Origin of the sequence: Geomonas diazotrophica (genome assembly GCF_018919385.1) — a bacterium.
Lineage (GTDB): Bacteria > Desulfobacterota > Desulfuromonadia > Geobacterales > Geobacteraceae > Geomonas > Geomonas diazotrophica.
Window position 1 is genome coordinate 73,699 of record NZ_JAHLMF010000012.1, and the last position, 17,306, is coordinate 91,004.

Here is a 17,306-nt window from a genome sequence, read left to right on the forward strand (position 1 = left end):
GAAGACTCTGACATGATGCGTATGCTCGTATTCCACCTGTGGCTGGTCCTCGCCACGGCAATCGCCGCTGGCTGCAGTGCCGAATCCAAAGTGCCTGGCAGCTGGGCTGGTCCAACCGGCACAATCGTATTGAAGAAGGACCACAAAGGAACTATCAGCCCACCCGCTGGCTCGAAGCTGCCCAGCGATGTTCCCCTTGTCTGGAAAATGCAGGGCGACGACTTGGTTCAGCTCGATATAGGGGCGCCGGTCGGCCAGACCTATGTGGGGCGACTCATCGACGACCGCACCTTTTCCCTGGAAGGCGGGAAATTTGTAAAACAGAAGTGAGATGGCCAGGAGAGATAATGAAAAATCCCGTGATGTTAGTTTTTTGCGGCGGCGTGCTCGCGTGTCAAATTCTCGGTTTTTTGCCGGCCCCTGTGATCGCAGCTCCGGCAAAACCCGCTTCCCAGGCAGGTCTCATCGATCTCAATCTGGCGACAAAGGAGCAGCTCATGTCTTTGCCTGGCGTAGGGGAGGAAGAAGCCGGCAAAATAATAGACGGGCGCCCCTACAGCGAAAAGATGCAGCTGCTTAAGCGCGCGATACTCCCTTCTCGCGTTTTTTACCCCATCCTTGATAAGACCACGATAGGTTTAAAAGCCTTCAACGACAACAGCCAGGAAAAGGAGAAAAAGGAATTCCTTTCAGGGCTACAAAAGACACTGAAAGCCCCGAAGCTGGTAAAGGCCCGATCCGGTCTGAAGTATCTTGACCTCGAGCCTGGCACCGGTAGAACCCCGCACCAGGGTAAGAAGGTTCGCGTGCACTATACGGGGTGGCTCCAGGACGGCACGAAATTCGATAGCTCTCTGGACCGTGGAAAACCCATCATGTTCACACTTGGTACGGGTGAGGTTATTAAAGGTTGGGATGAGGGGCTCGCTTCCATGAAGGTCGGCGGCAAGCGCCGCCTCATAATCCCCGCCAAGCTGGGGTACGGTGAGAAGGGGGCCGGGGGGAAAATCCCGCCCAATGCGGACCTGGTCTTCGACGTTGAGCTCGTAGACGCCGAGCCCTGACCATAGCTTGGGTGTGCCTCAACGATTCCGCATACCACTTCCCTAAAAAGACGGCAACTGCTGCCGTTCGCGCTGGTCTGCCTGGGTGCTCTGGCGCCGCTGGCCCGCTACCCTGCTGGACGGTCACACGCTGGTCTGGCGTGACACTTCGATGCTATTTCAGCCCATTCGGCCCCTCTCGTAGAGGCCCTGAGGCAGTTGCGGCGGCGGGGGCATTTGTACTTGCCTCAACGTTCAGTCTCTCCTGTCGCGGTAGACATTTCCGTGCCGATTATCTCGTGAGGGCGGTGAAGTGGCCAGTCGGGAAGCATGTTCTGGAGATGACCTACGATCCTGCAGAGGTAAAGGCCGGCGGCGTGGTAAGTTTGCTTGGGCTCGCGTTGTGCGCCTTTTTGGGTGTCCTGGAGTTCCGCCGACTGCGGGGACGCAAACCTGCCAGTGAAACCGCTACCTGAAAAGGTTGTATTTCAGGATGCACTTCAAGGCGGAAATGCCGTCTTTCCAGCCGATCTTCTTACCCTCCTGGTAGGTCCTACCAGAGTAGGAGATGCCGACCTCGTAGATACGCACTTTTTGCTTGGCGACCTTGGCGGTAATCTCCGGTTCGAAGCCGAACCGGTTTTCCTCGATGGTGATGCCTTGCAGCACTTCCCTGCGAAATACCTTGTAGCAGGTCTCCATGTCCGTCAGGTTGAGGTTCGTCATCATGTTTGAAAGCAAGGTGAGGAACTTGTTGCCGAGCATATGCCAGAAAAACAGCACCCTGCGGTACTCGCCGGTTACAAAGCGCGACCCGTAAACCACGTCGGCTTTCCCGTCGAGGATCGGCTGCAGAAGCCTCGGATATTCCTGAGGGTCGTATTCGAGGTCAGCGTCCTGAATTATGACGATGTCCCCACTCACGTTCTGGAACCCCGTTCTCAGTGCGGCCCCCTTGCCCATGTTCTGTTCGTGGTACAGCACCTTGGTGTCAGGGCCTTCCAACTCACGAAGAATAGAGCGGGTCCCGTCTGTGGAGTAGTCATCAACCAGGATCACTTCCAAGTCAAAGGGGACGGCGCGTACCGCCTGATAGATTTCCCGAATGGTTTCCTTCTCGTTGTAAACAGGTATGACAACAGACAGTCTCATAAAATTGCATCTCCCCGGCCCTAGGCATTGCATCTGTGTTCGATGGCGAACTGAGCGGCCCACATTCTAATCCACGCACAGGGATTAGAAAAGCATTTTTGGATGGTCGGCATAAACGTCTTGCCTGTCGCGTCATTTTTACGATAATCTACACCGCATCTATGACCACTGAACACTGCGAAATCATGCCATCTGAGGCTCTTGATTCACCCACGGTAACCGCGAAGACAACGGCGTGTTTTTGGCTGCAGATCGTACTCTTGGTGACTGCCTCTTTGCTGGTGTACTTCCAGGCCCTCCAGCATCATTTTCTGACCAACTGGGATGACCTGCAATATGTCCTTGAAAACCAGGCAATACGGGGGATAACGCCGGCGCACCTACGCGAGGCCTTCACTCGGGTACACGCTGGCAACTACGCTCCGCTCCATATCATCTCGTACATGATCGACTACGAGCTGTGGGGGCTCAACCCCGCAGGATTCATCGGCACCAACGTGCTGCTCCATACCGTTAATGGCCTCATTTTCTACTTGCTGTTGTGCCGCATCGCCGGGGCTAAACCCTGGCCTGCTCCCCGTCGCCCAGATCGTCCCTCTCGTTACTCTCATGAACGACCGGTATCTCTACTTTCCATTACTGGGGGGCGCTCCGTGCGTCGCCCAGGCAGCGGTGGGTGGGGCGGGGTGGACGGCGTCGCCATCCCGTTTCAAGGTAGTGGCTCTGTGTGGCGTTGTGGCAGCTTTGGCCTGTCTCGCTTTTGTCTCGCACCAAACGGTCCAGGTTTGACCGAAGATGCCATACAGGAGTTTTCCGCAGCAGTCGAACTTAGCCCTGAGTTCGACAAGCCACACTTCAACCAGGGCATAGCGTTTGCCCGGCAGGGGCGGTTGAGTGACGCTGTGAACAGCTTCGTCACGGCGGCTCGTCTAAAACCGGATAATCCCGTTTATCAGTCGCAGATGAGGCTTGCGCAGGAACTTTTTGCGCAAGGGCAAGCGGCGCAGTAGCCGCTCAAATCGGGGAACTTGACGATGACAATGCAAATGAAATGCAGCACATGCGGTACACCCCTGAAAAGCCAGTACCCGGCGGTCCAGGACCCGATTACCAGGGAGACTTTTTCCATCGAAGCATGCGAGATCTGCGGGCTTGGGCACACCTCCCCCCAGCCCGAGGACCTCGGTCGGTACTATTCGTATCCCTACTATGGTAATCGCCACGGGTTCACCGCCCGTTACTGTACCCGCAGGCGACTTCGCTTTCTCCGGAGTGCCGTATCCGGAGCGCCGGGGCGTCTGCTCGATATCGGTTGCGGTGACGGAGCCTTTCTGCTCGGGGCGAGTGCTGCCGGCTGGCAGGTTGCCGGTACCGAGCTCAATCCAGAGCCGGCAAGGCGCGCCGGGTTTGAAGTGGCGGATTCGCTCGACAGGATTTCCGGGGCCGGTCTTTTTGACTGCATCACCATGTGGCACACGCTGGAACACATGCGGGACGTGCGTTGGACGCTGGCCCAGGTGGACCGGCTGCTGAAGCCGGATGGCCGGCTTATCATCGCAGTCCCGGACTTCGGGGGGGTACAGGCCAGGCTGTTCGGGCCGAAATGGCTGCACGCCGATGTGCCGCGCCACCTGTTCCATTTCACAGATCGTGCCCTTACGGGCTGCCTCCGCGCCGCCGGGTTTCTGGTTCGGCAACGATGGCACCAGGAGTTCGAATACGACCTGCTCGGATGGTCGCAAAGTGCGCTTAACTGCATCCAGTCTGAGCCCGACCTGTTTTTTAACCAGATTGCCGGGAAAAAGGTGCGCAGCGGGGCGGGGGCGCGCATCGTCTCGTTGATGCTCGGGACCATCTTTACCGCTCTGGCCCTGCCAGTGTTGGTGGCAAGCACCTTGTCGCACCGCGGCGGTTCGCTGATCGTCGTGGCGCAGAGAACCCCTCTTGATCTGCATAAGGAGGTAGCGTCATGACGGACCCCGCATGTATCAAAGGTGATACCCCTCTACGTAAGATTCTGATCTCGATTGCCATCCTGGCGGTGGTCACATTGCTGGTGTACGGGAACAGTTTCAATAATGGCTTCTTGATGGACGATGAGGAGATTATTGTCAACAACCCGCAGACGCTTAGTCTTTCAAAAATCCCGGACGTCTTCTTTGCTCCGGATATGGTCAAGCCATACTACCGCCCGCTCAACCGGGCCAGCTACCTGCTGGATTTTCAGGTTGCTGGTATGGAACCAGTCTGGTACCACGGGGTAAACATCTTCATTCACCTCGGCAATGCAGTGCTGCTGTTTCTGCTGCTGCGCCTGCTGCTGCGGGATCACCTCGCGGCACTGGCTGCGGCGCTTCTTTTTGCCGTACATCCCGCCAACGCCGAGGCGGTGAACTTCGTCTCTGCCCGCAACACCCTTATGGCGTTATTTTTCGCCCTTGCATCCTTTTTGTCCTACATCCAGGGGCGTGCCCAAGGGAAAAAACTGCTATGGTTCTCGTCGCTGCTCTATTTCTGTTCCCTGCTCAGCAAGGAGACCGGCCTCATGATGTCCGCGGTATTCTTTATTGCCACGTTCATACGACTACAGGAGTCGGAGTGCACATTGGGGTGGCGGGAGAGGATCACGCTGCTGGCGCCGTATGGCGCTCTCACGCTAGTCTACTTCGCGATGCGCACTTATTCCCTGCAGGGAATCGTGGGGACACCATTTCATGCAGAAGGGCTGTTCTCGCGCGTCGCCATCAACTACCACATCATCCCGCAGTATATAACCCTGCTGCTTTTCCCTGCTGATCTCACCTTCTTCCATAAGGTGCCGCAGGGGGGGCTTTTCTCGCCTTGGTGGTACCTCCCTGTGCTGCTGCTACTGCTGGCGGTCATAGTACGGATTTTCCGAAGGGGCAACCGTATAGCGATATTTGCCTTCGGATGGATGGTCATTAACTACATACCTATCTCCAACATCGTGCCCATCCCTAGCGATCCAATCACCGAGCGTTTCCTTTACATGCCAGCTGTCGGCTTTTTTGTTTGGGTGGGGCTTCTTTGGGGCGCCATGAACACGAGTGAGAGGGCCCGGCGCTGGCTCATCCCAGCAACGGCTTCCGTTATTGTAGCGTTCTCGGTGCTCACCTTTCAGCGCAATCTGGACTGGAAGAACAACCTCAGCCTGTTTTCCAGCGGGGTGCGTAATGACCCCGCCTCTTACGGTGCGCACTACAATCTGGGTACTGCTTATCTTGAGAACGGCGATACCACGTCAGCGCGCCGCGAGTGGGAGACGACTCTCAGGCTCAACCCGCAGCACGCCGAGGCAATGGTGCAAATGGGAACGCTCGCCGCCATGCGGGGCGATCTGGGAACGGCAGAGAGATATTACGTTGCCGCGCTAGCCGCGCCTCCTGGAGAGACCGATCCGGATAAGGCGATGGCGCATCTCAATCTCGGCAAGATCTGTGAAAAAAGGGGGCAGCTCCGCGAGGCGCTACAGCACTATCAACACTTCCTGCGAACCGTGCCTCTCACCTACCTTGAGTACAAGGGTGAGGTCGAAAAGAAGGTGAAAAGCCTTATGTCAACTGTTAAGGGGTAGTGCGATCTTTTTTGGGGTGCCATATGATGGTGAAGTTGAACCTCACTGTAGTATGCTGCGTTCTGCTGCTTCTTTTTTTGCCGGGACGCGCCTCTGCCATCGTAGGGGGGACCCAGGTCTCACTCGAAGATGTCTTCAGCAGACACCTGGTTGGCATCATCAACCCCGCGACTGACGGCGTGTGCACCGGTGTCCTTATTGCGCCCGATGTTGCGCTGACGGCAGCTCACTGTTTCGATGCCTCGCGCACCCCCTCTGATTTCGTTGTCGTTTTCGGTCGGGACCTGATCCCGGGGCGCGGGGGGGTTGCACTGGACGTGGCGGCGATCAGGATTCCTCCTGCCTACGATCCTGAGCAAAACCGCAGCAACAGCAGCTTCGACCTCGCGCTTGTTCGGTTGTCAGGTCCCGCCCCACTGGGGTATGTCCCCGCAGCTATCGCGAGCGAACCTGATCATTTCATCGATGGTAAGGCAAACTACATCGCTGCGGGGTACGGTGTTTCCACGTACCAGGGCAACGACCCCGGTGTTCTGCGCAAGCTTGAGGTCGCCCCCTCCAAGCTCCTCGCCAAAGGAAAGCTCATCGAGCTGCACGACTTGCGTGCGGGGCCGTGTAGCGGTGATTCGGGCAGTCCGCTGTTCAGAGTGGCCCTCTCTGATGGCAAGGCTCGTTATGCCGTGATCGGAATCCAGTCCCAGGCGGTACAGCGTGCGGAAGGTGGAAAGTTCAATCACAAGATATGCGAAGACATAGGGCTGTACACGAGCCTGGCTCCTTATCGGGGTTGGATCGAGGAGAACATCTTGTTTCGGGATGCACCGCAGCGGTGATGCAATATTTGTGAGGTACTGACTAGATGATGCGTAACAAGAGCACCGCTTATTTCTTGATATTTGCCTTGTCGGGTTTTTCCGGTTTGATCTACGAGTCCATTTGGACTCATTATCTCAAGCTTTTTCTCGGGCATGCGGCGTATGCCCAAAGCTTGGTGCTGGCCATTTTCATGGGCGGGATGGCGATCGGTTCCTGGATCTGCAGCCGGTATTCAACACGCTGGCACAATCTCATGCTGTGGTACGCGACCACCGAGGCTGTCATCGGCGTGTGCGCGCTCTTTTTTCATCTGATCTTCACAGCCGTAATCAGTCTCGCCTACACAAGCATCATTCCCTTACTCGGCAGCCCGACCGCGATCAGCCTGTTCAAATGGGTGCTCTCGGCGCTCCTTATTCTTCCCCAATCAATTCTGCTCGGCATGACATTCCCCCTGATGAGCGCGGCGATCCTGAGAATGTTTCCCGAAAAACCGGGGCGATCGCTTGGCATGCTTTATTTCTCAAACAGCATAGGCGCCGCTGCCGGGGTGTTGGCAACCGGGTTCTATCTCATAAAGGCCTTCGGTCTTCCCTGGACAGTGGCGGCGGGTGGCGTAATCAACATTATTCTCGCGGCCACCGTCTGGTTCATGCTGCGGGGGAGCGCTGGCGCGGCGCCGGACCTTCCCGCCTCAACAGCGGCGCCTGCAGAGGCCGCATCCCGTTTGTCTGCACTCTTCTTGCTGGTATCGCTTGTAACCGGGACCGCCTCGTTCATCTATGAGATCGGATGGATCCGGATGCTTAGTCTCGTTATGGGGACCTCCACTCATGCCTTCGAACTGATGCTGTGCGCGTTCATTCTCGGGCTCGCCCTTGGCGGTTGCTGGTTGCAGCGCCGGATCGACGCCTTGGCAGCCCCTTGTCGCTTCCTTGGCTGGGTCCAGGTCATCATGGGGGGGCTCGCCCTGATGACCCTCTGTCTTTATGGCAACAGCTTCGAGGTGATGGCCTGGGGGGTCAAGGCCTTGCCCAAGACCGATGCCGGGTATCTCCTGTTCAACCTTTTCAGCAGCGGGATCGCCCTTTGCGTCATGCTGCCGGCCACGTTCTGTGCCGGCATGACCCTGCCCCTGATAACCTTTATCCTGCTCGGCAGCGGAGGGGGGGAGCGGAGTATAGGTGCCGTGTACGCCGCCAATACCATTGGCGCGATCATCGGTGTCTTTTTCGCCATCCACATCGGTCTGCCCATGCTGGGGCTCAAAGGCCTGATCACTTTTGGAGCCGGGCTTGATATCGCGATGGGAGTCATGCTGTTTTGGAAGTTCGCCGCTTCCGGGGAAAAGGGAGTTGCGATGGCTGTCACGATGGCCAGCGCTGGAGCACTTGTAGCGGTTTCCTTTCTACTTCATCTTGACCCCTACAAGATGTCATCGGGGGTCTATCGCTACGGCACCATGCTTAATCGGAACAACACTCAGCTTGTGTTCTACGAGGACGGAAAGACCGCGAGTATCAGTCTGGTCAAGGATCAGGACGGCTCACTCGCCATAAACACGAACGGGAAAACGGACGCCTCGATCTTCATGGGGAGCGGCAATTTCTCTACCAGTGATGAGGCTACCGCGGTGCTTTTAGGGGCCTTGCCGATGGCGTTCAACACGGAGGCCAGGAACGTAGCCGCTATCGGCTTGGGTTCGGGCCTTACCTCAGAGACCCTGCTGTGCAATCCGGACCTGCGATCCGTTGACACCATTGAGATAGAAGAAAAAATGATCCGCGGGGCCAGCCTCTTCAAGCCCCTGGTGGGTCGCGTCTATAGCGATCCCCGCAGCCGGATCATCGTGGACGATGCCAAGACGTACTTTTCAACTTGGGGCAAGAAGTACGACATCATCGTGTCGGAGCCGTCAAATCCTTGGGTCAGCGGCGTTTCCGGCCTGTTCTCAACGGAATTCTACGCATTGGCCAAGAGGCATCTTGAGAAGAACGGCATCTTTGTTCAGTGGGTTCAAATGTATGAGATTGATACGAATCTGGTGATGTCTGTCCTCAAGGCGGTATCCGGAAACTTCAACGACTACGTCGTTTACGCCGCCAATGATTTTGACCTGGTTATCCTTGCGTCAGACCGGAAGCTGGATTCCCCTTCGCCCCGGATATTCGCCCCCCCCCCGCTGAAACAGGCGCTCGCCAGGATTCACGTTCTCGACCCGCAGGACCTCAGTGTTCGCAAGGTCGGAAACAAACGTTTCTTCGAGAAGGTGTTGGCTACCTATGAAATTCCGGCAAATTCAGATTACCGCCCGGTGATCGACCAGAATGCCGCCAAGACGCGGTTTTTGAGGCGTTCGGCCCAGGAACTGGTGACTGCGGGAACCGCGCCGTTGCCGACTTTTGAAATGCTGGGGGGCGGCAGCCTGCCCCGGACCCAAACGTCGGTCATCCCGTCGGAACATTCGCGCAACAGCCAGGCTGCATACGGTGCGATGATCCTGCGCGACTTTTTCGCCAGTGGGCAGTTGAAGGATCCTTACGATATCGTGTCCCCCGAGGTGAAACAGGCGGCCCAGGAGGTCTATCAGCTCTTCAAGGTGGGCGAAAAGATGCCGGACCATGCTCGGACGGTAGGAGCACTGCTGACGGTGGGGGCGAGCGTGGCCCCGTATCTGACAGCACGGGAACTGGATGACATCTGGAGCAGGTTGGAAGCTTCGCCCCACGCCGCAGATCTGCCTGTCGCGGTGCGACAGACCCTCGCGGTCTTGAAGGCTGTGGGGCGCCGCGACCCTGCAGCCATGTCGCAAACCGCTCGCCTGCTGCTTGCGGATTCCGGGAACCTCGCCCCTGGGGCCCTGCAGTTTCTGGTTCAGTGCGCCATGCTCGGCGAGGTCGCCCAAGGAAACGCGGCCGGGGCCGCTGCCGTATGGGCAAAGTATGGTGCAGAGCCACTCCAAAAAAAGGACGGGGATCTGCTCACACGCTTGTTGTTGGCTGAGACCAGAAATTCGAAATGATAGTCACCTAGGATGGGGACCTCTATGCGTATCAGATACATTTTTTCATTGGTGTTGGTTATTGTCACCCTGGCCGTCTTCGCCAAGACAGCCACACACGAATTTATCAACCTCGACGACCCGGGCTACGTCACCAACAACCCCGTCGTGAAGCACGGGCTGACTTCCGCCGGTTTCGTCTGGGCATTCACCTCGACCACCATGTCCAACTGGCACCCCGTGACCTGGCTCTCGCACATGACAGATGTGCAGTTGTTCGGCCTCAAGCCCGCTGGGCATCATATGGTCAGCGTCGTACTGCACGCTGTGGCTGCCCTTTTATTGTTCCTGCTGCTCGTCAGGCTCACCGACGCCACCTGGCCTAGTTTTTACGTCGCGGCGCTGTTTGCCTTGCACCCGCTGCACGTCGAGTCTGTCGCGTGGGTTGCCGAACGTAAGGACGTCCTGAGTTGCGTTCTGATGCTCCTGGCCACGCACTGCTACGTCAGCTACGCGAAAAGCGGGCGCATCGCTGGCTACCTCGGGTCCCTCCTTCTTTTTCTTTTCGGGCTCATGGCGAAACCCATGCTGGTCACGTTCCCGGTCATCCTCCTGCTGCTGGATTACTGGCCCCTGAACCGGCTGGCCCCCGCGTCCCCGGATGTCGACGCCGTCTCCCCGGCGCGTCGCTTGATGAACCTTATAAAGGAGAAGGTCCCGTTCTTACTGCTCACCCTCGTTTCCGCCGCCGTAACCATCTACGGCCAGCACAAGGGGGGGGCCATGGCGACGCTCGATAAGGCTCCTATCGTGCTTCGTGTCGAGAACGCTATTGTCGCCTATATAAAATATATCGGCCTGATGTTTTGGCCGAGCGACCTTGGCATCCTGTATCCTTTCCCTAAGTCTGTACCCCTTTGGCTGGTACTTGGTTCCTTTCTGTTGCTTTGCACTATTTCGCTACTGGTGGTGCGTTTCGGGCGCCGGTTCCCGTATCTCGTGACGGGGTGGCTGTGGTACATGATCACGCTGCTCCCGGTCATCGGCCTGATTCAGGTGGGAGGCCAGTCCATGGCCGACAGGTACACCTACATCCCCCTCATCGGCCTTTTCATCGCACTCTGCTGGCTGGTGACCGATGTCAGCCGCGGATGGCGTCAGCGTGAGGCTATCCTTGCCGGTGGCGGAGCGGCCGTGCTCATTACACTGGCTGCACTCACCTGGCTTCAACTCGACTACTGGAAAAACAGCCTCACTATCTGCCGTCACACGCTCGCCGTCACCAGGGACAACTACCTCATCACCAACAACTACGGCATAGCGCTTGACGAGCGTGGCGACCATGCGGGTGCCTACCGGCTGTTCAAAGAGACCCTCGAGATCTATCCCGGTTCGGCAACGGCCTATACCAACCTTGGCGCCATCTGTGTCCGCTGGGGGAGGTATCCCGAGGCGCTCGACTACTATCAAAAAGCGCTGGCGGTGGTCCCCGACCATGCCATAGCCTGGGCCGGTCTTGGGAAAGCACTGGCCGGACTCGGGCGTCAGGCCGAGGCCATTGCCGCCCTGGAACAGTCGCTGCAAATCGACCCGAACCGCCCGGAACCCCATATCGACCTTGCCGCCGCCTTCTTGCAGGCGGGCCGGACGGCCGAGGCCATGCAGCACAAGCAGATGGCTAAAGAATTGGGCCCGGTTTCGACCGGGGCCGCGATAAACATGGGGGTGGGGTTTGCCAAAGAAGGGCGTCTTGCCGAGGCTCTGGAGCAGTTTAATGGCGCCATCGAACTGGATCCGGACTCGGTCGAGGCCCATTTCAACAGAGGGGTGGTTCTTGCGAAGTTGAACAGGCCGGATGAAGCCGCCGCCGATTTCCAGAAGGTGCTGCAGGTTTCACCGGGCACATCTGCGGCGCGTGACTGGCTGGCGCGACTGGGCCGCAAGTAGCCGCGGTCGGGCAGACAATCAAATCCGGGTATTGACTTTATCGGGTTGCTACGGGAAAATCCCGGCACCCTGCCACTTTGCCAACACGGAGAACACCATGAGACTTAAGATCGGGCTGGCGTTTTTCCTTCAATTCACCATGTCCTCGTTGTTTCCTGCTGCCGTGGCCAACGCCGAATCGGTAACCGCGACCTATCTCTACAGCCTGTCGGATTTCAACGGCGTCATGCCATACAGCGGTGCCAGAACATTTGCTGACGAGGCCCGCGGCGAGGTCTACGTGGTTGCCGGTGGCGGTGTCGATATCTTCAATTCCAGCGGCATGCTGATTTATCATCTCGATTATGATCGTGAGCTGGGCGGGGTCTACGATGCGGCCGTAGACGAGCAGGGGCGGATTCTGCTTCTGTCCCACAAGGAAAACGAGTACCGCATCGTGCAGTGCAACTACCGCGGAGAGCCGCAGAGGAGCTTCCCGCTGCGAAACCTTCCCCCGGAGTTCGAGGCGTTTCGCCCCGGGCGCATGGTATATCGTGCGGGCGAAGTCTACCTGGCGGACCAGGGGGGGATGTACGTGGCAGTCCTGGACCCCGAGGGGCGTTTCCTGCGCGGTTACGACATCGCGACACTGTACCAGTTCAACGACAGGCAGCGCATGGAAAATGGTATTGAAGGGTTCATGGTGGACAACAACCGCAACATGCTCTTCGTAGTCGGCGCACTGGGGCGGGCGGTTATCCAGTCCCCGGACGGCACCATCAAGGAGTACGGCAAGCGGGGCAGCGGCGCGGGCAAGTTCGGCGTGCCCGGTGGTATCGCCGAGGACCGCTTCGGCAACATCCTGGTGACGGACAAGCTCCGCGGCGTCATCATGATCTTCAGCAAAGACTTCCAGTTCCTGCGGGAGTTTGGTTTCCGCGGCACCAGGCCGAGCAACGTCATCGTTCCCAATGAAATAACAGTGGATACGGCAGCCGGCCGCGTCTACGTGAGCCAGATGCGGCGCAGGGGAGTCAATATCTATCAGCTTACCTACCCGTAGGCGTTCCGGCCAAAGCCGTCGCTATCTTTAATATCGGAGGCATCCACCCATGGGCTGGATGCCTTTTTATTTTCTGCGCACGGGGAGAGGGCGGACTACGAGACTGGTCTGGCAGTGAAATAACCGGGCATACCGCTAAAAGGCAGGCGTAAAGGCCGAATGACCGCAGGGTGGAAGGTGCTGCAAAGGCTGCAAGTATCTGTTTTGCCGTAATTTGAAGAAAAAAAATCGATTTGGCATGGTCGCTGCTATATGTGAGTACAAGACGATGTGAAGTGAAAAGGCAGAACAAGATGTAGAAGACAAATCGGTTGTTTCACGGCAGTACATTTCAATGCAGTAAACAAAAAAGGAGAGAGACATGAAACTGACGAAAGTAGTCACCGCAGCAGCACTCTTCACGTTCGCTACCGCTGGTAGCGCACTCGCTTTCCACTCCGGCGGCGTCGCCGAGTGCGAAGGTTGCCACTCCATGCACAACTCGTTTGAAGGTTCCGCAAACGTGACCGGTATGGCACAGTACCAGTCCGGCCCGTTCCTCCTCAAGGCTCAGGACCAGTCCGGCGCCTGCCTTAACTGCCACCAGTCTGCTGACACCGCTCCGTCCGGCTACCACATCTCCACCGCTGGCGTCACCCCGCTCGACTCCACCACCCCGGTAGAGATGACCCCGGGCGGCGACTTCGCCTGGCTGAAGAAGACCATGAACGGCTCCATCCGCAAGACTGCAACCACTTGGGACGGCGACCGTCACGGCCACAACATCGTCGCGGTTGACTTCGGCTACACTGCAGACAAGACTCTGACCGCTGCCCCGGGTGGTACCTACCCGGCAACCAACCTGGCCTGCTCCAGCTGCCACGATCCCCACGGCCGCTACCGTCGTTTTGCTGACGGTACCTACGCCAGCACCGGTCTGCCGATCTTCGCATCCGGTTCCTACGTCACCAGCGCAGACCCGATTGCCAACGTTTCCGCGGCAGGCGCATACCGCATCCTCGGCGGCATCGGCTACCAGCCCAAGTCTCTGGCTGGCTCCTTCGCCTTTAGCGCTAACCCGCCGTCCGCAGTCGCACCGTCCAGCTACAACGGCATCAACACCACCATCGCTGGTACCTTTGACCGCGTCGCTTACGGCAACGGTATGTCTGAATGGTGCGCAAACTGCCACACCGCAATGCACATCGATAGCTACACCAGCGGCCAGAAAGGTCTGGTTCACCCGGCAGGCAACGGCGCCAAGCTGACCGCACCGATCGCTGCCAACTACGCTGCATACGTTTCCTCCGGCATCATGACCGGCACCGGGGCAGGCTACAGCGCTCTGGCTCCGTTCGAAGTAGGCGGCGGTGCTACCATTGCTGATTACACCGCTCTTAAGGCTTTCCAGGCTACCCCGGTTGCACCGACCGTCACCAACAACGTGCTCTGCCTCTCCTGCCACCGCGCTCACGCTTCCGGCTTCGAGAGCATGGCTCGCTACTACCTGGGCAACGAGTTCATGACCGTTGCTGACGCAAGCAACGCCGGTATGTACGACACCAGCACCACCGAGAACAAGATCAACACCGGCTACAGCACCACCCAGCAGACCAACGCTTACAACGGTCGTCCGGCCACCCTCTTCGGACCGTGGGCACGTAACTACTGCAACAAGTGCCACGCTAAAGACTAATTCCCTGCTACCTGTTATGTTAATCGAGGGCCGGCTTCTTGCCGGCCCTTTCTTTGTCTCATGAAGGTTGTTTCTTCTCTTTGTTTTTATCCATTCATCCTATCTGATACATTTGAATATTGCGATTGGAGCAATCGCTAAGTGTAAAATATTGTTTACTTCTCCTGGTAATAGCAGTATTCTGTGCCGGCAAAAAGTAATTCCCTACTAGGTGGCTCGGATGTAGGTCTGGAATAGTCACGTTCTGATCACACGCGCATGGCAAGGCACGCCTGCGATAGAGGACAATTCGTGAAGACATCGTGGGTTTCGGCCATTTTTCCCGTCATGTGTGCTTTGGCGACCATGACCCTGGTGCAGCCCCGGGCTCTGGCGTTCCACTCCGGGGGCGCGGGCGAATGCGAAGGATGCCACTCCATGCATGGCTCCAAGGATGGAGTTGTGCAGATAGGCGGCGGGGCGTCCCTGCTCAAGGGGAGCGACGCCGGTTCGACCTGCCTGCTCTGTCACCAGGCAAACGGCGACAGCGGCCCCACCACCTACCATGTGAGCACTCCCGACGGAGAGATCCCGCCCGGCACCCCACCTAAACAACTCTCGCCCGGAGGTGACTTCGCCTGGCTGAAAAAGAGCTTCAGCTGGTACGCGGACATGACCTCCCCCATGAACCAGAGTCTCGGGGAGCGGCACGGGCACAACATTGTGGCGCAGGATTTCAATTACCAGCCGGAGATGACCAACATCACCGCACCTGGAGGATCATACCCCTCGCAGGCCCTGTCCTGCATCAGCTGTCACGATCCGCACGGCAGGTACCGCAGGAACCTGGACGGGTCCGTCAGCACGTCCGGTGCTCCCATCAAGGCCTCGGGCTCCTTCCTCACCAGCCCGGAGCCGGACGCGGCGGCCTCGGTTGGCACCTATCGTCTGCTCGCGGGATCCGGTTACTACACCAAGGCCCTCGGTGCCGGACAAGCCTTCATTTACGGTCCGCCAGCTGTCCTGGCGCCTCTTGTTGCTAACCGCTCCGAGGATACCACCCAGACACGGATTGCCTATGGTGCCGGCATATCCGACTGGTGCCGCAACTGTCACACCGACAAGATTCACAACGGCACCGTCTCCTTCCAGCACCCCACGTCCGGTGTCGCCACGGGGACCTCCAGTGGGGTTCTGGGGCCGGACATGGTGAACTATTACGACAGCTATGTAAAAACCGGCGATCTCACCGGCACCGCGGGCACGGCCTACCTGTCGCTCGTTCCGTTTGAAATCGGGACCAACAACTACGCCACCCTGCGCACCATACTCAGTGTTACGCCGACCAAGGGACCCGACACCGCCGACGGAACACCTGCCGTCATGTGCCTCTCTTGCCACCGGGCACATGCAAGCGGTTGGGATGGGGCCGTCAGGTGGAACTCCAAGAGCACGCAAATCGAGTACGCCGGCAAATATTCCCAGGAGGGGCAGTTGTACCAGCCCTACGGCCAGGGGCGCAGCGAGGCGGAGGCTCGGCAGGCGTACTACCAGATCCCGGCTACCTTTTTCGCCCCTAACCAGCAGCCACTTTGCTACAAATGCCACGTAACATTGCCGCAGTAGTATTTCCATGGTGACGCGATGATCCTCAAAGTTCTGTTGGTTTTACTGTCGCTTGGCGCGTCGGCATGTACGGTGCCCCTTTCGCAGGTGAAACCTCCGCTGTCTGACAACGGGGAAGTGTACCTGTATGCAGACCCCTATCCCCAGGACGCAGCCAAGCTGCGGTTCTCGCTCAACCGGGTGGTCGCGGTGAAAGACAGCGGGGCTGAGTACCCCTTGACGGTCGTGAATCCCGGTTTCCAGTCGGAGACCGCGAACCGGCAACGGCTATTGGCAACGGCTGAACTCCCGCCGGGAACCTACAGCGGTTTTTATTTCACAGCAGAGCGCGCCTACGTCACTTCCGAAACAGGCGAACATGAAGTGGAGACCGCAGCGAAGAGCGAGGTCCGTCCTTTCCCGTTTGAGATTAAGCGCGGCAAAGCCGAGGTTTTTACCCTCACCTTTAGGACCAGGGAGTCCCTCCCCGCTGCGGCGCCTTTCACCCCTGTGTTCGCGGCATCTCTTCCCAGTGCCCCCTTGACTGATCTTGTCGGCTACACGACCAATTACGGCTCGAACAATATCACGATCTTCGACAAAATGTCAGGCGAGGTGCACAAGGTGGTTGCGACGGGCTCCGGCCCGTGCAACGTGGTTTTCGACAAGGCGAGACTCCGGGCGTTCGTGGTACTTTCTGGTGAGGACAGGGTCGACGTGATCGATCTGCGCTCGCATGAGGTGGTGAACCACCTCAAGCTGAACGCCGGGGACCGCCCTTGTGAAGCCGCCCTGACCCCCGATGGCAAAACGCTGATCGTGGCCAATTCCGGTACCAACTCGGTTAGTTTCGTCGATCCGCTGTCCAATTTCGAGTCGTACCGGCTCGCAGTCGGCAACGGTCCCCGCAGTATCATCCTGGATCCCGCTGGGACGCGCGCCTACGTCTTCAACGGCCTGTCCAGCACCATCAGCGTCATAGACGTCACCGCGCGCACGCTCCTCGCCACCGTGGCGACGGAATCGGTGCCGGTTCGCGGCGACTTCAACAGGAAGGGGGACCGGCTCTTCGTCTTTCACCAGTGGTCGCCCAACGTCCTGGTCTTCGACGTTGCATCGCTTTCGGTCGTGAAGCGCCTCTACCTCGGTATCGGCGTGAGCAGCCTGAAGGTTGACCGTGCCACCGATCGCCTGTTCGTGTCGATGAAAGGAAACAACCGGGTCGATATCTACGACCCGTTTTCCTACCTGCCCATGGACTTCATCACCGTTGCCGGCACGGTCTCCTACATGTCTATCGACGTGGACCAGAACGATCTGCTGCTCGTACTTTCCGACCGTAACGCGGTCCAGAGTGTTAACCTGGTCAGCAAAATGAGTCGCTACATCAGCGACACCGGCGTGGATCCTTCCTGGTCGGCCATCATGGGTGAGAGGTAACAACGGGTGCA

Annotated in this window: 13 protein-coding genes; 12 read left to right on the top strand and 1 reads right to left on the bottom strand. The window is 58.2% G+C overall.

From position 1 onward, the window contains the following. Positions 1-12 precede the first annotated feature (12 nt). A complete protein-coding gene (locus tag KOM00_RS14340; RefSeq protein ID WP_216499616.1) occupies positions 13-330 on the top strand; it encodes a hypothetical protein in 318 nt (105 codons plus the stop codon). 17 nt (positions 331-347) lie between these two features. Then, positions 348-1,064, top strand: a complete 717-nt coding sequence (locus KOM00_RS21140) for an FKBP-type peptidyl-prolyl cis-trans isomerase (protein WP_216499617.1) — start codon at positions 348-350, stop codon at positions 1,062-1,064. Between the two features lie 447 nt (positions 1,065-1,511). Here the strand turns inward: KOM00_RS21140 and KOM00_RS14350 are convergent, their stop codons facing one another. Then, on the bottom strand, positions 1,512-2,195 hold the full coding sequence (locus KOM00_RS14350) for a glycosyltransferase family 2 protein (protein ID WP_216499618.1): 684 nt from the start codon (positions 2,193-2,195) through the stop codon (positions 1,512-1,514). A 35-nt stretch (positions 2,196-2,230) separates the two neighbouring features. Here KOM00_RS14350 and KOM00_RS20920 point away from each other — a divergent pair, with 35 nt between their 5' ends. The 10 genes from KOM00_RS20920 (at position 2,231) to KOM00_RS14400 (ending at position 17,295) form a co-directional block, all read left to right on the top strand. Further along, positions 2,231-3,205, top strand: coding sequence for a tetratricopeptide repeat protein (locus KOM00_RS20920; protein WP_216499619.1), 975 nt, complete (start codon positions 2,231-2,233; stop codon positions 3,203-3,205). Positions 3,206-3,229: 24 nt separating this feature from the next. Beyond that, a complete protein-coding gene (locus KOM00_RS14360) occupies positions 3,230-4,168 on the top strand; it encodes a class I SAM-dependent methyltransferase (protein ID WP_216499620.1) in 939 nt (312 codons plus the stop codon). Beyond that, complete coding sequence (locus tag KOM00_RS14365) at positions 4,165-5,790, top strand: tetratricopeptide repeat protein (protein ID WP_216499621.1); 1,626 nt, start codon at positions 4,165-4,167, stop codon at positions 5,788-5,790. Before KOM00_RS14360 ends, KOM00_RS14365 begins: the two co-directional genes overlap by 4 nt. 23 nt (positions 5,791-5,813) lie before the next feature. Next, positions 5,814-6,623 carry a S1 family peptidase gene (locus KOM00_RS14370; RefSeq protein WP_216499622.1) on the top strand — a complete coding sequence of 270 codons (810 nt, stop codon included), beginning with the start codon at positions 5,814-5,816 and terminating at the stop codon, positions 6,621-6,623. 26 nt (positions 6,624-6,649) lie between these two features. Further along, complete coding sequence (locus tag KOM00_RS14375) at positions 6,650-9,628, top strand: fused MFS/spermidine synthase (RefSeq protein ID WP_216499623.1); 2,979 nt, start codon at positions 6,650-6,652, stop codon at positions 9,626-9,628. A gap of 24 nt (positions 9,629-9,652) precedes the next feature. Then, positions 9,653-11,554, top strand: coding sequence for a tetratricopeptide repeat protein (locus KOM00_RS14380; RefSeq protein ID WP_216499624.1), 1,902 nt, complete (start codon positions 9,653-9,655; stop codon positions 11,552-11,554). Positions 11,555-11,651: 97 nt separating this feature from the next. Next, positions 11,652-12,596, top strand: a complete 945-nt coding sequence (locus KOM00_RS14385; protein ID WP_216499625.1) for an NHL repeat-containing protein — start codon at positions 11,652-11,654, stop codon at positions 12,594-12,596. Between the two features lie 361 nt (positions 12,597-12,957). Then, a complete protein-coding gene (locus KOM00_RS14390; RefSeq protein ID WP_216499626.1) occupies positions 12,958-14,271 on the top strand; it encodes a cytochrome C in 1,314 nt (437 codons plus the stop codon). A 291-nt stretch (positions 14,272-14,562) separates the two neighbouring features. Continuing rightward, on the top strand, positions 14,563-15,876 hold the full coding sequence (locus tag KOM00_RS14395) for a cytochrome C (protein ID WP_328758581.1): 1,314 nt from the start codon (positions 14,563-14,565) through the stop codon (positions 15,874-15,876). 117 nt (positions 15,877-15,993) lie between these two features. After that, positions 15,994-17,295 (top strand): YncE family protein, encoded by a 1,302-nt coding sequence (locus KOM00_RS14400; protein WP_216499627.1) that lies wholly within the window; start codon positions 15,994-15,996, stop codon positions 17,293-17,295. The last annotated feature ends 11 nt before the right edge of the window (positions 17,296-17,306 follow it).

What these genes read in the sequence shown, in the direction of transcription:
- KOM00_RS14340 (WP_216499616.1), top strand. Translation starts at nt 13, where the DNA reads ATGATGCGTATGCTCGTATTCCACCTGTGGCTGGTCCTCGCCACGGCA.
- KOM00_RS14390 (WP_216499626.1), top strand. Translation starts at nt 12,958, where the DNA reads ATGAAACTGACGAAAGTAGTCACCGCAGCAGCACTCTTCACGTTCGCT.
- KOM00_RS14380 (WP_216499624.1), top strand. Translation starts at nt 9,653, where the DNA reads ATGCGTATCAGATACATTTTTTCATTGGTGTTGGTTATTGTCACCCTG.
- KOM00_RS14385 (WP_216499625.1), top strand. Translation starts at nt 11,652, where the DNA reads ATGAGACTTAAGATCGGGCTGGCGTTTTTCCTTCAATTCACCATGTCC.
- KOM00_RS14360 (WP_216499620.1), top strand. Translation starts at nt 3,230, where the DNA reads ATGACAATGCAAATGAAATGCAGCACATGCGGTACACCCCTGAAAAGC.
- KOM00_RS14365 (WP_216499621.1), top strand. Translation starts at nt 4,165, where the DNA reads ATGACGGACCCCGCATGTATCAAAGGTGATACCCCTCTACGTAAGATT.
- KOM00_RS21140 (WP_216499617.1), top strand. Translation starts at nt 348, where the DNA reads ATGAAAAATCCCGTGATGTTAGTTTTTTGCGGCGGCGTGCTCGCGTGT.
- KOM00_RS14350 (WP_216499618.1), bottom strand. Translation starts at nt 2,195, where the DNA reads ATGAGACTGTCTGTTGTCATACCTGTTTACAACGAGAAGGAAACCATT.
- KOM00_RS14370 (WP_216499622.1), top strand. Translation starts at nt 5,814, where the DNA reads ATGATGGTGAAGTTGAACCTCACTGTAGTATGCTGCGTTCTGCTGCTT.
- KOM00_RS14375 (WP_216499623.1), top strand. Translation starts at nt 6,650, where the DNA reads ATGATGCGTAACAAGAGCACCGCTTATTTCTTGATATTTGCCTTGTCG.